This is a genomic window from Burkholderia sp. IO2 (assembly GCF_029522185.1).
Lineage (GTDB): Bacteria > Pseudomonadota > Gammaproteobacteria > Burkholderiales > Burkholderiaceae > Burkholderia > Burkholderia cenocepacia.
Map to the genome: position 1 here is coordinate 36,506 of NZ_JAKWFH010000053.1, position 13,970 is coordinate 50,475.

Annotated in this window: 11 protein-coding genes and 1 pseudogene; 2 read left to right on the forward strand and 10 right to left on the reverse strand. The window is 69.5% G+C overall.

Going from position 1 to position 13,970, the window contains the following annotated elements; translation table 11 throughout:
* Positions 1-263 precede the first annotated feature (263 nt).
* On the forward strand, positions 264-1,298 hold the full coding sequence (locus MMB92_RS27745; protein ID WP_006498369.1) for a sigma-54 dependent transcriptional regulator: 1,035 nt from the start codon (positions 264-266) through the stop codon (positions 1,296-1,298).
* 31 nt (positions 1,299-1,329) lie between these two features.
* Here MMB92_RS27745 and MMB92_RS27750 read toward each other — a convergent pair whose 3' ends face one another.
* Positions 1,330-2,280: a glycosyltransferase family 4 protein gene (locus MMB92_RS27750; protein WP_034203640.1), complete on the reverse strand. Its 951-nt coding sequence runs from the start codon at positions 2,278-2,280 to the stop codon at positions 1,330-1,332.
* Positions 2,270-3,358 carry a glycosyltransferase family 9 protein gene (locus MMB92_RS27755; RefSeq protein WP_062886075.1) on the reverse strand — a complete coding sequence of 363 codons (1,089 nt, stop codon included), beginning with the start codon at positions 3,356-3,358 and terminating at the stop codon, positions 2,270-2,272. The genes MMB92_RS27750 and MMB92_RS27755 overlap by 11 nt, the downstream gene beginning before the upstream one ends.
* Before the next feature lie 89 nt (positions 3,359-3,447).
* Here MMB92_RS27755 and MMB92_RS27760 point away from each other — a divergent pair.
* Positions 3,448-4,497: pseudogene (locus MMB92_RS27760) on the forward strand (transposase); the annotation flags it as partial.
* Positions 4,498-4,512: 15 nt separating this feature from the next.
* On the opposite strand, the gene MMB92_RS27765 reads toward MMB92_RS27760, so the two are convergent.
* The 8 genes from MMB92_RS27765 to MMB92_RS27800 all read right to left on the reverse strand — a co-directional run.
* Complete coding sequence (locus tag MMB92_RS27765; RefSeq protein ID WP_058903689.1) at positions 4,513-5,514, reverse strand: glycosyltransferase family A protein; 1,002 nt, start codon at positions 5,512-5,514, stop codon at positions 4,513-4,515.
* Complete coding sequence (locus tag MMB92_RS27770; RefSeq protein WP_058903690.1) at positions 5,511-7,256, reverse strand: carbamoyltransferase C-terminal domain-containing protein; 1,746 nt, start codon at positions 7,254-7,256, stop codon at positions 5,511-5,513. Before MMB92_RS27770 ends, MMB92_RS27765 begins: the two co-directional genes overlap by 4 nt.
* Before the next feature lie 3 nt (positions 7,257-7,259).
* Positions 7,260-8,465: a glycosyltransferase family 9 protein gene (locus MMB92_RS27775; RefSeq protein WP_062886076.1), complete on the reverse strand. Its 1,206-nt coding sequence runs from the start codon at positions 8,463-8,465 to the stop codon at positions 7,260-7,262.
* Positions 8,462-9,073 carry an HAD-IIIA family hydrolase gene (locus MMB92_RS27780; protein WP_012336588.1) on the reverse strand — a complete coding sequence of 204 codons (612 nt, stop codon included), beginning with the start codon at positions 9,071-9,073 and terminating at the stop codon, positions 8,462-8,464. The genes MMB92_RS27775 and MMB92_RS27780 overlap by 4 nt, the downstream gene beginning before the upstream one ends.
* Positions 9,064-9,813 (reverse strand): SDR family oxidoreductase, encoded by a 750-nt coding sequence (locus tag MMB92_RS27785; RefSeq protein ID WP_012336587.1) that lies wholly within the window; start codon positions 9,811-9,813, stop codon positions 9,064-9,066. The genes MMB92_RS27780 and MMB92_RS27785 overlap by 10 nt, the downstream gene beginning before the upstream one ends.
* Before the next feature lie 196 nt (positions 9,814-10,009).
* A complete protein-coding gene (locus tag MMB92_RS27790) occupies positions 10,010-10,537 on the reverse strand; it encodes a hypothetical protein (protein ID WP_043205925.1) in 528 nt (175 codons plus the stop codon).
* Positions 10,479-13,289 (reverse strand): ABC transporter transmembrane domain-containing protein, encoded by a 2,811-nt coding sequence (locus MMB92_RS27795; protein ID WP_230391127.1) that lies wholly within the window; start codon positions 13,287-13,289, stop codon positions 10,479-10,481. Before MMB92_RS27795 ends, MMB92_RS27790 begins: the two co-directional genes overlap by 59 nt.
* Positions 13,290-13,336: 47 nt before the next feature.
* Positions 13,337-13,970, reverse strand: a 634-nt coding sequence (locus tag MMB92_RS27800) for a BON domain-containing protein (RefSeq protein WP_277563073.1), incomplete at its 5' end; no start/stop codon positions are given.

A 13,970-nucleotide genomic window follows, 5' to 3' on the forward strand; every position in this document is an offset into this window, starting at 1 on the left:
ACGGCATCTTCAACGCTGCACACGAACGGACAGACAAGCTGTCCCGCATGGGAAAACAGGTGCTTAGCAGTATAGAAGAACGATGTCGTCCATTCGCGACCCATCGAATAAATCTATCTGCTGACGTAAGCCGCATTGCCAGATTCAATGTCGGCGAATCGGTATAAAAGGTATCCTGCGTACGTGAAAGACGACGTGTGCCACGTCATTTTTTACCTGGTCACGACACATTCGGTCAAAACTTCCCAACCCGGTCATACTCCATGTCGAAATCCGACGATGACGGCACGCGACTGTTCGGCCGTTCGCGAACAATTCAGGAACTGCTGCTGAAAGTGTCGCGCGTCGCCGCCACCCGCGTGAGTGTGCTGGTGGTCGGCGAAAGCGGTGCGGGCAAGGACATCGTCGCCCGGCTCATTCACGACATGAGCCCGCGCCGGCGCGGCCCGTTCGTGCCCGTCAACTGCGGCGCGATTGCGAAGGACATCGCGGAGTCGCAGTTGTTCGGCCACGAAAAAGGCAGCTTCACGGGCGCCGTCGCGCAACACGTGGGCATGTTCGAAGCCGCACGCGGCGGCACGCTGTTTCTCGACGAGATCGCCGAGATGCCGCTCGAATTGCAGGTCAAGCTGCTGCGCACGCTCGAAACCAACACGATCGTGCGCGTGGGCGGCCACGAGGCGATTCCGCTCGACGTGCGGATCGTCGCGGCCACCCACCATGATCCGGTCGAGGCGTTGCGCAGCGGCCGGCTGCGCGAGGACCTGTTCTACCGGATCGCGCCGATCGCGCTGCACGTGCCCGCGCTCAGGCAGCGCGAGGACGACGTCGGCGACATCGCGCTGCAGATCGTCGAGCGGCTGAACGCGCGGCACCGTACGAGAAAGCGCCTGTCGACGCAGGCGATGAAGGCGCTGCGCGCGTACACGTGGCCCGGCAACGTGCGCGAATTGCGCAACGCGCTGGAGCGCGCGTTCATCCTCGCCGACGAGCAGATCGAACTGCAGTTGCCGCGCCGCCAGCCGCCGCGCGAGGAAGTGCGCCACAACGCGATGACGCTGCATATCGGCACGACGCTCGCGCATACGCAGCAGCGCTTCATCGTCGCGTCGCTACGGCATTTCAACGGCGACAAGCCGCGCACCGCGAAGGCGCTCGGCATCAGCCTGAAAACGCTGTACAACCGCCTCGCGCTGCTGCCGGAAAACGAGCGCAACGCGGTCAGCGGCGCGCCGCCGGCGCCGAATGCCGCGAACGGCGGAAACGCCTCCGGTTCGCCGCCCGCGACGACGCCGTGAACGCGGCCGGCACGCCGCCGCGCTCACGTCGTCACGTCGTCACATCGCGGAGGGCGGCGTCCCAGTCGCGCGCGAACCGTTCGATGCCGAAGCGCTCGCACGCGTCGCGTTTGGCTGCGGCGCCCCATTCGCGCGCCAGGTCCGGATCGCGAATCAACATCCGCATCGCGTCGATCAGCACGGCCGGCCGCGTATCGGCCACGCCGTTGCTGCCGGTCTTCACGAGTTGCGCCATCTCGGTCGTCGCGAGCGCGACGATCGGCAGCCCGATCATCATCGCCTCGATCACCGCGAGCCCCAGACTCGTGTAGCGGATCGGGTTGAAGAAGAACCGGTAGTGCGACAGGAATTGCGGCAGCGCCGGGTTCGGCACTTCGCCGATCCCGCCGAGATCGGTCGAGCCCATCCCGACCAGGTCGATCGGCACGCTGTGCCGCACGACCTCGAACAGGTCCGCGCCGAGGCGCCGGCCGCGGCGCGCAAGGTTGTTCACGACGGCCACGCCCTTCGGCAGCGTGCCGTGATACTCGACGCCTTCCGGCATCAGCACGCCGTGCTCGATCACGCGCGTCGGCGTCACGCCGTTGTCCCACATCAGCGCGTTGAACGGCGTCACGTGCACCAGCAACACGTTCGGGTCCTGCACCGGATGCAGCGTGTCGGTCGGATGCTCGCGCGGCGGATCATGCTCGACGAACAGCGTCGGCAGCGCGCGCTGCGCTTCGCTCAGCAGCCGCAGGCGGTCGTGCTGATAATGCTTCACGTGCTGGTACAGCACGCAGTCGAATGCGGTGTCGCGCACGCATTCGGCCGGCACCTCATGGACGTTGTCGCCCCACGGCAGGTGCCCGACGCGGCCCGCGTAGCCGGGCGGATGCTGCGGCTTCGTCACGATGTAGAAATCGTGCGGCGCCTGCGACAGGTAATACAGGTAATTGCCATGCACGTGCCAGGTCAGCACGCGCAACCGCTTACGTGACATGACGTCTCTCCTCCGCGAGCAGTTCGCCCGCCCGGTCGATCACTTCGCCGACGCCGATCGCCGTCGCGCACTCGTGCCCGTACGGACACGACTCGAACATGCACGGGCGGCACGCCGGGTAGTTCGCGAGCACGCGATGGCGTTCGGCGTCGAGCGGCGCCCAGCGGGCCGTATCGCTGCCGCACGCGATGACGATGCTCGGCGTGCCGAGCGCCGCCGCGACGTGCGACACGCCCGTGTCGTTGCACAACAGCAGCCGCGCGCGGGCGATCAGCGCGGCGAGCGCGCCGAGCGGCGTGCGGCCGCACAGGTTCACGCACGGCCGCCCGAGGTGTTCGGCGAACGCGCTCGCCAACGCCAGTTCCGCGCGCGTGCCGGTCAGCACGATCTGCCAGCCGTCGTCCGCGAGTTGCCGCGCGGCGAGCGCGAAGCGTTCGACCGGCCAGCGCCGCGACGCCATCCGCGCGCCGGGATGAACGATCACGTAGCGGCCGGGATCGAGCGCGTGCTCGTCGCAGAGCACGTGCCACAGCGCGTAGTCGAGGCCGCCGCGCGGGAATTCGAGGTAGTCGCCCCAGTCCGCGTAGCCGAGCTTGCGCGTGAGCGCCAGATAGCGCGTCACTTCCGGTTCGTCGTCGCGCCACACGAGCGCGCAGTCGAGCGCGGTCGTGCCACCGTCGGCCGGCACGAAGCCGGCCGTGCGGGTCGCGCCGAGCGACGCGACGATCGCGTTCGTGTGCGCGCCGCTGCCGTGCAGCTGGATCGCGAGGTCGAAGTCGCGCGAGCGACATTCGGCGATGAACGCTTCGCGCGTGGCCGCGTCGGGTTCGGGCTGCTCGCCGAGCCCCGGCGCGCCGGGGAATGCGATGAAGCTGTCGATGTAGTCCGAGAAGCGCGACGCGAACTCGCGCGCCCACGGCAGCCCGATCAGCGTGATGCGCGCGTCGGGTTCGCCACGCCGCAGCGCACGCAGCGCGGGCACCGCGCACAGCATGTCGCCGAGCTGCAACGCGCGGAACACCGCGATCCGCTTCGGGCCGCGCGGGCCGTCGGAATCGACGCTGGAATCGAGCTTCATCATTTGCTCCGAGAAACCCCGTCCTTCAGGACGGAGAGGAAAGGCGTGCTGTCGACAGGCTGCTTCTTCCACGGGTTAGGATCACCGGCATGATCCTTGTCTATCGCTACCGCGTGAAATCGCTCAATGGACTGCTCAACAAGCAGAGCCGTGCGGTGAACTACGTCTGGAACTTCTGCAACGACACGCAGAAGCACGCGCTCAAGTGGAATAAGAAATGGCCGACGGGTTTTGATCTGAACGTGCTGACGACCGGCAGCAGCAAGGCGCTCGGCATCCATTCCGGCACGATCAACGCGACGTGCGAGCAATACGCGAAGTCGCGCAGTCGGAACCGTCGGCCTTACCTGCGCTATCGCGGCATGAAATCGCTGGGCTGGGTGCCGCTGAAGGGCCGAGACCTGAAGCGCGAAGGCGAAGCGTTTCGCTTTGCCGGCAACACCTTCCGCGTGTTCAACAGTCGACCGCTTCCCGAATGCAAGATCAAGGACGGGACCAATTTTGCGCAGGATGCGCGCGGCAACTGGTTTCTCAACATCGTGATCGAGATGCCCGATGTGCAGGTCCGCCCGGTCCGCTCCGGTGTCGGCATCGATCTCGGCCTGAAAGACTTCGCCACGCTTTCGACCGGAGAAAAACTGCCGAATGACCGGTTCGGCCGATGCGCGGCAGAAAAGCTGACGAAAGCGCAGCGAGCACGAAAGCACAAGCGACATATCGCGAAGCTGCACGCAAAGATCTCGAATGCCCGTGCCGATTTCCAGCACAAGCTCGCGCTCGATCTGGTGCGGCGCTTCGATTACATCGCGGTCGGCAACGTGTCGGCCGCAAAACTCGCCAGAACCAGGATGGCGAAGAGCGTCTACGACGCATCCTGGTCGTCCTTCCGGAACAAGCTCCGCTATAAAGCGATCGCGCACGGAGCCATGTTCGAGGAAGTCGACGAAAGCGGTTCGACCCAGTCCTGTTCGTCGTGCGGATCGAGAGACAGCACGGCGCGGCCGAAAGGTATCGCGGGACTGCGAATAAGAGAGTGGGCCTGTAGTGACTGTGGTGTCGAACATGATCGAGATACCAACGCTGCGTTGAACATTCTCCGATGCGGACGTGCATCGCCAGGTGTGGGAATCCTCCCCCTTAAGGAGATGAGGGCGTCAAAGGAAGAGCACTCTGAAGTGAAGCGCACCGCGCATGCGCCAGTACAGCGACACGGGCGGAATCGCGATGGACGTGACGATCATCTCGGCCACATGCGACGGCGTGAGCTGCGTGCCGCGCAGCCGTTTCGCGCAGAACCCCGCCGTAATCGCGGCCCACACCGCCGCACACACGATGGCCGGCGCCGGCCAGCCGGCCGCGAAACAGCCGAGCGCGCCGAGCGCGGCGAGCACGGCCGCGTAGTAATGCCACGGCGGCGTCGGCCGGATATGGCGCCGATAGGTCGTGCGATGCTTCTTGTACAACAGCGCATCGAAATACACCTTCGACTGCGCGCCGATGCTCGATCCCCAGCGTGCGGGACGCACCGGATGCACGATGCGCGCGGCGTCGGCGTCGACGATCGGCCCCGCATGCTCGCGCAGCGCGAACATCAGGTCGGCGTCCTCGCGCCACGCGCGCGTGAAGCGCTCGTCGAAGCCGCCGACGCGTTCGAGCGCCGCGCGCCGCACGAAGCAGTTCGCGGTCGCGAATTCCGCGTGCGCGAGCCCCGCCGCGTCGCGTTCGTAGTCGGTCGGGCGCGGCCGCAACGGCACGTCGATCCGGCCGGCCGCGGCCGCCGCCGACGGCTCGGCCAGCAGCGCGGCGGCACCGTGGCGCAGCCAGGTCGGATCGGGAATCGTGTCGTCGTCGGTGAATGCGATCAGCGCGCCGCCCGCGCTGCGCCAGCCGACGTTGCGCGCACCGGCCGGCCCCTGCGTGTCGGGCGCGGTCATGTAGCGGATCACCGGCACGTCGGTCACGCGCGCGCGGCACGCATCGACGACGGCGCGCGCACTGCCGGTCGGATCGTCGTCCACGACGACGATCTCGTAGGTGGTCGGATCGAACACCTGCACGCACAGCGCGTCGAGGCAGCGTTCGAGCAGATCGGGCCGCCGGTAGGTCGGCACGACGACCGACACGACCGGCGGCAGGTGCGTGTCGCGCATGTTCATCTCGGCTTCTCCAGCAGGAACGGGCCGATCACGAGCGCGTCGAGCGGCGACGTCCAGAAGCATTCGATCGCGTCGCGCGGCGAGCATACGATCGGTTCGCCGCGCGTGTTGAACGACGTGTTGACAAGCACCGGCACGCCGGTGAGCGCGTCGAACTCGGTCAACAGCGCATGCAGCAGCGGATGCTGGCTTTCGTCGACGGTCTGCACGCGCGCGGTGCCGTCGATGTGGCGCACGGCCGGAATCCTGTCGGCGCGCTCGGGCACGACGTCGTACACGAACAGCATGAACGGCGCGCGCAGCGGCGTGCCGCGGCCGCCGCTGAACCAGTGATGCGCACGATCCTCGAGCACGACCGGCGCGACCGGCCGGAAATCCTCGCGATCCTTGATCCGGTTCAGCTTGCGCTGCATGTCCGGATCGATCGGCGACGCGAGGATCGACCGCGCACCGAGCGCGCGCGGCCCGAATTCCATGCGCCCCTGGAACCAGCCGATCACGCGGTTCGCGGCGAGCAGCGCGGCCGTCTGCGCGGCGACGTCGGCGAGCCGCCGGTACGGCAGTTGCGCTTCCTTCAGGAACGCCTCGATCGCATCGTCGTCGTAGGCCGGGCCGAGATACGCATGGTCCATGCGCCAGCCGCCGCGCTCGCCGCGCATCCGGAAGTCGGTCCATAGCGCGGCGCCGAGCGCCGTGCCCGCGTCGCCGGCGGCCGGTTGCACCCACACGTCGTCGAACGGGCCGCGATCGCGGATCTTCGCGTTCATCACGCAGTTCAGCGCGACGCCGCCCGCCATCGCGAGCTGCCGCTCGCCGGTCTCGGCGGCCAGCCAGTCGACCGCCTGCAGCGTCGTCTCCTCGAGCACCAGTTGCAGCGCATGCGCGATGTCGCAGTGATGCGGCTCGATCGGGCCGCCGCGTTCGCGCGGCGGGCCGAATCGCGCGGCCAGATCGTCGTCGACCACGTCGTAGCGCCCTTCGCCGCGATACCGCACCAGCTTGCGCATCTCGTCGGCGAACACCGGCTTGCCGTACGACGCGAGCGCCATCACCTTGTATTCGTCGGACGAGTGCAGGAAGCCGAGATAGCGGGTCACACGCTCGTACAGCAGCCCGAGCGAATGCGGCAGGTTGACCTGCCCGAGCCGCCGGTACGCGCGGCCGTCGAACACGCCGTAGCTCGTCGTCGCGCGCTCGCCGCGCCCGTCCATCGTCATCACCGCGCAGCGCTCGAACGGCGCCGCGAGAAATGCGCTCGCCTCGTGCGCGAGATGGTGCTCGATGAAATGCCAGCGGAACGGCCCGTCGTGCGTGACGCCGCGAAAGCGCCGCTGCAGATGATGCGGCACGCCGCCCGCGAGCTGGCGCGGCGCGTTGACGATCGACGACAGGAACAGCGGATGCCACGGCGACGCGCCATCCTCGCGCGGCGCATGCGCGGACGGCGACAGCGGCAAGGTCAGTGCCGGCGCCGTGCCTTCGCGGTCGAGTTCGAACCACGGGTCGTACGAATACGCGACGTGGTCGACATCCGCGAGCGTGATGCCGGCTTCCGCGAGGCAATAGTCGATCGCGTGGAAAGGCAGCTCCCAGGTCGAGAACGGCACCGGGCGCTTCGCGTGCTTCACGTGCGTGAAGCGTTCGTCCTCGGCCGCCGCGATCACGACGCCGTCGCGCACGATGCACGCGGCGCTGTCGTGGAAGGCGGCGTTGATGCCGAGCGTATAGGTCGATTCAGGCATGCGTCAGTTCCTCGTGATGACGTGCGCGAACGGAATCACGTTCGATGCGTGCGCCGCGATCGGCTCGCCTTCGTCGTGGGCGGCAGCCCGCTCGGCCGCGCGTTGCGCATGGCGCGCGCGGCCGCGCAGCAATGCGTGCACGGCGGCGGCGACGTCGTCGACGCTCACGCCGCGCAGGCACGGATGGCCGGGCTGATTGCACACGCTGCGATAGCAGTTGCGGCACGGCACGTCGACGTTCAGCACACGGTGCGGCACCCGCCACGGCGTGTGCTGCGGATTGGTCAGCGCGTACAGGTCGACCACCGGCGTGCCGAGCGCGGCCGCGAGATGCACGGGGCCGCTGTTGTTCGACAGCAGCAGGTCGGCCGTCTCGATCAGCGCGCCGAGTTCGCCGAGCGGCAACACACCAGCGAGCGGCACCGCGCGCGGCCCCGCCCGTTCGCACACCGCGTCGACCAGCGCGCGTTCGTCCGCGCTGCCCGTCACCGCGATGCCGTCGAACAGCGGCGCGACCGCGGCGGCCGCTTCGCCGAAACGCTCGGCCGGCCAGCGCCGCGACGCGGCGGTCGCGCCCGGATGGACGACCAGCCAGCGCGCGCGCGTCGCTCCCGGCTCACGCGCACCGCCGACGCGCTGCAACGCGGCCTGCAGGCGCGCGTGCACCGCACGCCGCGCCGCGTCGCCCGGCTCGAACGCCATCCGCCAGTCGGACGTCTTCGCGCCGATCGCACGCACCAGCGCGAGCTGCCGCGCGACCTCGTGGCGCACGTGCGATTCCGGCTCGGTTTCCGGCACGCGGTCGGTCAGCAGTTCGTACGGGTTCTCGCGGCAATGCGCGAGCCGCAGCGGAATGCCGGCGAGCCAGCACATCGTCGCGGCGGGCAACGGATTCTGGCTGTAGACGGTGAAGATCACGGCCGCGTCGAAGCGGCCGGCCAGCAGCCGGTCGATCATGTCGAGATCGGCCACCGGATCGCCGCGCACGTCGGGATGCTTGACCCACGGCGCGTCGTAGCTCCACACGTCGTCGACCATCGGCAGATGCTTCGCGAGCGCGGCGCCCGTGCGCGACGTCAGCAGCGTCAGCCGGCGATCGGCGCCGCTCTCCTTCAGCGCGCGCAGCGCGGGCGTGGTCATCAGCACGTCGCCGATGCTGTCGAGCCGCACGCACAGGATGCGGCGGGCGCGGCTCCAGGCCGTGCTCATCGCCGCACCCACGAGCCGTGCCGGCGCACGGCTTCGCGCACCACGATGTCGGCGGCCAGGTCGACGCGATCGACGACGTGGTGCGGCGTGCGCGCGGCGTTGAGCTGCCACTCGGTCTCGTTGCCGCAGTCGACCAGGATCGTGCCGCAGCGCGCGGTGCGGCCGGCCTCGACGTCGTCGAGGATGTCGCCGATCATCCAGCTCCATTCGGGCACGGCACCGAGCGCGCTCAGCGCGCGGCGCAGCATGCCGGGGCGCGGCTTGCGGCAGATGCAGTCACAGGTGTAGCGCGGCACGCTGCCCCGCGGGTGATGCGGGCAGTAAAAAAAATCCGCCAGCGTCGCGCCATTTGCTTCGAACAGTTCGGCGAGACGCTGGCGGACCGCGCCAAGCTCGTTTTCGGTAAAGCGGCCGAGCGCGACGCCCGGCTGGTTCGACACGACCGCCAGCGGCATGCCGGTCGCGCCGAGCGTGCGCAGCGCGCGCGCGGCGCCCGGCGCGAGGCGCATGCGCGCGGGGTCGACGTTGTACGGCACGTCGTCGAGCAGCGTGCCGTCCTTGTCGAGCAGCACCGCGCCGGGCAGCCGCCGTTCGCGCTTCAGGGCCATGACGTCTCCTTCATCGGCAGCACCATCAGCTCCGGCACCACGGTGCCCGGCGGCTGGGTCAGCACGAAGCGCACGGCGGCCGCGACGTGCTCGGGCGGCTGCAGCGTGTCCTCGTCGATGTCCGGGAAACGGTCGAGCAGGAATGGCGTGCGCATCCCGCCCGCGACGATCGCCGACACGCGCACGCCGCTCGGCCGCAGTTCGGCGTGCAGCGCGTGCGACAGCCCGAGCAGCCCCCACTTCGTCGCGTGATACGCGGACGCATTCGGCCACGCGCGCTTGGACGCGGTCGACGCGATGTTGACGATATGCCCGTTGCCGCGCGCCTTCATCATCGGCACGGCCGCGTGACACATCAGGTACGGGCCGAACAGGTTCGTCATCAGCACCTGCTGCCACGCGTCGACGCTCACGTCGTCGATCGGCGCGGTCACGTCGATCGCCGCGTTGTTGACGATCACGTCGAGCTCGCCGAGCGATTCGCGCGCGTCGTGCACGACCTGCAGCACCGATGCCTCGTCGCGCACGTCGAGCGGGCGGCCCACCGCCTGTCCGCCGTGCCGCTCGAGGCGCTGCGCGACGGCCGCCGCGCGGTCGCCGTCGAGATCGGCGACGACGACGTGCGCGCCGTGCTGCGCAAGCTCTTCGCAAATGGCTTCGCCAAGACCGCGGCCGCCCCCGGTCACGAGTGCGGTCCGGCCGGCGAGCGGCGGTTTGGCTGGATCGTGAGTCGCGTTCACCTGCACCTCCTGTCGATGTCGGAAAACCATCCGGCTGACGGCGACACTTGTCGCGACAACCGTCCGTGCATGAGGTACAGCGAAAACCGTGCCGGCCTGCGTGTACCCGTGCCGTATCGGGCTGTGCCGCGCGCCCGCTGGCTTTTTTATAACCGGCTGTAAAAACGGGTCCGGGCCGCCGCGGCTGGGCGGCCCCTCAGATCGCGAGCCCGTCGGGCGTGGCTTGCGCGCGGTGCTTCGCGAGCGCGCGCAGGCAGTGCGCGATGCAGCCCGCGAACGCCTCGTCGAACCACGGCTGCGCACCCGACACGCCGACCACGATGCCGCCGAGCGCGACGCCGCCCCACAGGTTCGTGTCGCCGGCGCGCAGCCGGTACGGCTCCAGCGCCTGCACGACGTGGCCGTCGCGGCCCGTTTCCCACGACAGCCGCGCCTTGGCCCGCGCGTAAGCGCGATAGTCGGCGTCCCAGTCCTTCGGGTCGGGCAGCGAAAACTCATACAGGATCGCGTCCTCGAACGCCGCGTCGTGCGGCCCGAGCGCCGGGTCCATGATCACGATGTGCAGGCAGCCGCTGTCGCCGACGAAGTCGCTCTGCAGCGCGGCGGACAGGCTCGGCAACAGCAGCTCGACGGCCGCCACCGCGGCCTGGCGGTCGGCGAACGCACTACCGCCGCGACGCGCGTTCAGGGTTTCGGGTGGCGTCGGATTCAGAAGGTTCGGCATGGATTTCTCCGGAGGAAAACGCGAGCGCACGCAACGCCGCGATCAGGTCGGCCGCTACCGCGGGCTTGGTCAGGTACGCATGGAAACCGGCTTCGACCGCCCGCGTGCGATCGCGGTCGCGCGCATGGCCGGACAAGGCCAGCGCCTCGAGCGGCGCGCGGCCGTCACGATCGCGATCGCGCGCGGCGTCGAGCTGGCGCACCCGCGACATCACCGCGTAGCCGTCCTCCTCGTCGTCGCCGAGGTCGATGTCGCAGACGAGCAGCGCCGGCCAGTCGGCCCGGCGCGCGCGCCACAGGTCGTCCAGCAATGCCTGGCCCGACGCATACGCGTGCACGTCGGCGCCGGCGACCTTCAGCAGCGCGGTGAGCGCCTCGCGCGCCTCGTCGTGATCGTCCACGCACGCGATGCGCAGGCCGTCGAGCGGCTTCGCCGCGGGCGCCGCGCCGGCATCCGGATTCGCCACGGCGCCGTCGGGTTGCATCGACGCGGGCGCCACCGCACACATCGGCAGCGACAGGTGCAGCGTCACGCCGGTATCGTCGCGTTCGCGCACGACATAGCCGCCGGCCTCCTCGATCGCGTCCTGCAAGCGTTCGAGATCGATCAACGACAGTTCGGTGGCGTCGACGCCCGCGCATGCGATCGTGATCCGCGCTTCCGGGTCGTGGCGCGCGGTGCGCACCTCCAGCTGCCCGCCGCTGCTCGCGTCGACCGCGCCGCGGCACAGTTCCCACACGAAGCGCCGCAGCGCGGCCGGATCGGCCTTGACGACCAGATCCTCGTCCGACAGATGGCGAAACACCGGCACGCCGCGCTGCGCGGCCGCCTCCGCCAGCGAATCGAGCACCTGCGACACGAGCGGGTTGATGCGCACCGGCTGCCGCGCGAACTTCGCCTCCGTGCGTTCCAGTTCGCGCTGCTTCGCCTGCAGCGCCCACATCTGCGCATACACGCCGCCGCTTTCGAGCAGCTCGTCGTGGGTACCGTGCTCGACGAGCCGGCCGTGCTCCATCACCAGGATGCGATCGGCATCGACGATCGTCGACAGCCGGTGCGCGATGATGAGGCTGGTGCGATGCTGCGCGACGCGCATCAGTTCCTGCTGGATCGCGCGCTCCGAGCGCGTGTCGAGCGCCGATGTCGCCTCGTCGAACACGACGATCGGCGGCGCCTTCAGCAACGCGCGCGCGATCGCGACCCGCTGCCGTTCGCCGCCCGACAGCCGTACGCCGCGCTCGCCGACGCGCGTGTCGTACGCGTCGGGCAGCCGCTCGATGAACGCGTCGAGCTGCGCGCCGCGCGCGGCCGCGATCACCTCGCCACGCGTCGCGTCGCGCTTGCCGTACGCGATGTTGTACGCGAGCGTGTCGTTGAACAGGATGGTGTCCTGCGGGACGATGCCGAGCGCATCGCGCAGGCTGCGCTCGGTGACGAGCCGCAAGTCCTGGCCGTCGATCCGGATCGTGCCCGCGTCGGGCTGGTACAGCCGGAACAGCAGGCGCGCGAGCGTCGACTTGCCCGAGCCGCTGCCGCCGACCACCGCGACCGTCTGCCCGGCCTCGATACGGAACGACACGTCGAACAGAATCTGCCGGCTCGGCTCGTAGCCGAAGTCGACATGCTCGAACTCGATCGTGCCGCCACGTACGACGAGCGGCTGCGCGCCGGGCGCGTCGCCGTCCTCGCCCGGCTTGCCGCGCGCATCGAGCAGCCCGAACAGGCGCTCGATGTTCGTCATCGCGTCGTTCGCTTCGCGGAACACGAAGCCGAGCGCATTCAGCGGCAGGCTGATCTGGATGATGTACGCGTTGATCAGCACGAGATCGCCCACCGTCATCGTGCCGCGCGCGACATGTTGCCCAGCCAGCAGCATCACGGCCGCGATCCCCGCGCCGATGCACGCGCTCTGCCCGATATGCAGCGTCGACAGCGCGTACTGGTTGTCCACGCCGGCTTCGCGCCATTCGTCCAGCACGCGGTCGAGCCGGTCGCGCTCGACGTCCTCGCGCGCGAAGTACTTGACCGTGTCGACGTTCAGCAGGCTGTCGACCACGCGCGCATTCGACTCGGCCTCGAGCGCGTTCACGCGCCGCTGGTAACGCATGCGCCGACGCGTGAACACCCCCGTATACGCCGCGTAGACGGCGAACGTGACGAAAATGATCGCCGTGAAGCCGCCGCCGTACTTGCCGACGACGATCACGAGCACCGAGCCGATCTCGATGGCCGTCGGCACGACCGTGAACACCGCGACGCCGAGCAGATAGCCGATGCCGGCCGTGCCTTTCTCGAGGTCGCGCACGACGGCGCCCGTCTCGCGCTGCGCATGAAAGCGCGCGCCGAGCCGATGCAGGTGGCCGAACGTGCGCACGGTAAACGACGCGACCGTGTGCTGCGTGACCTGCACGAACGTCATGTCGCGCACTTCGTTCAGCGCGTTCGACGCGAAGCGCACCACCGCGTACGCGAACAGCAGCAGTACCGGCCACGCGACGGGCTGGCCGGCCGCGCGGCCGAAGCCGTCGACGATGTCCTTGAGCAGCAGCGGCACCGACACGGCCGCCGCTTTCGCGAGCACCAGCAGCACGATCGCCGCCAGCACGCGCGCACGGTAATGCCAGATCGCGCGCCAGAGTTCGACCGCGATCCGCACCCGCAGGCCGCGTTCGTCGCGGCGGCGGCCCTGGCGCGCGCGGCCTGCCGCTACGTCACGGTCCTTGGTTGGCGTTTCGTCGAGTCCGGTCGTCATGCACGCAGTGCTCGCGGTCGGGGGCGCGCCGTGTCACGCATCGGCGCTCAGTGGCGCGGTTCACGCTCGCGGCCGCGTACCACGGTGCCGGGCTCGGGGTCGCGCGCGGCGGGCTGGGTCGGCGTCACCGTCCGCTGGTCCGGATGCAGCACCATGCCCGTATCGTGTTCGCCTTCGCGGCGCACGCGCACGCGATTCTCGACGTCCTGCACGCCCATGCAGCCGTCGGCCAGATCCTCGATGTCGTGCTTCATCCAGCGGGCCGGCACCGTGCCGTCCAGTTCGACGCGACCGTCGCGTACCTGCACGGTCACGTCGCTCACGTCGATCTCGAGCGCATGCGCGAGCCGCTCGCAGACGTCCTCGCGAATCCGTTCGTCCGAGCGCGTATAGCCCTTCGGCCCGCGGCGATGACGCAGCGCTTCGCGTTCGGTGTCCCGGCCGAAGCGCGACAGGTCAGGCGCGCTGCCGCCATGGCGCGGATCACCGGGGTCGCGCTCGCCGCCGTACCAGCCCATCCGGTGCTGGCCGCGGAATTCCGGGCGCTCGCCGCCGTACCGGCCTTCGCGGCCTTCCGCGCGGCGACCCGGGTCGCCGTAGCCGCGCTCGGGGGTCCGCGCCGGCTGGCGCGCGCCGCCCGGCCAGTCCCGGTCGGCGGCAGCGCGCCGCGGGTCGACCGGG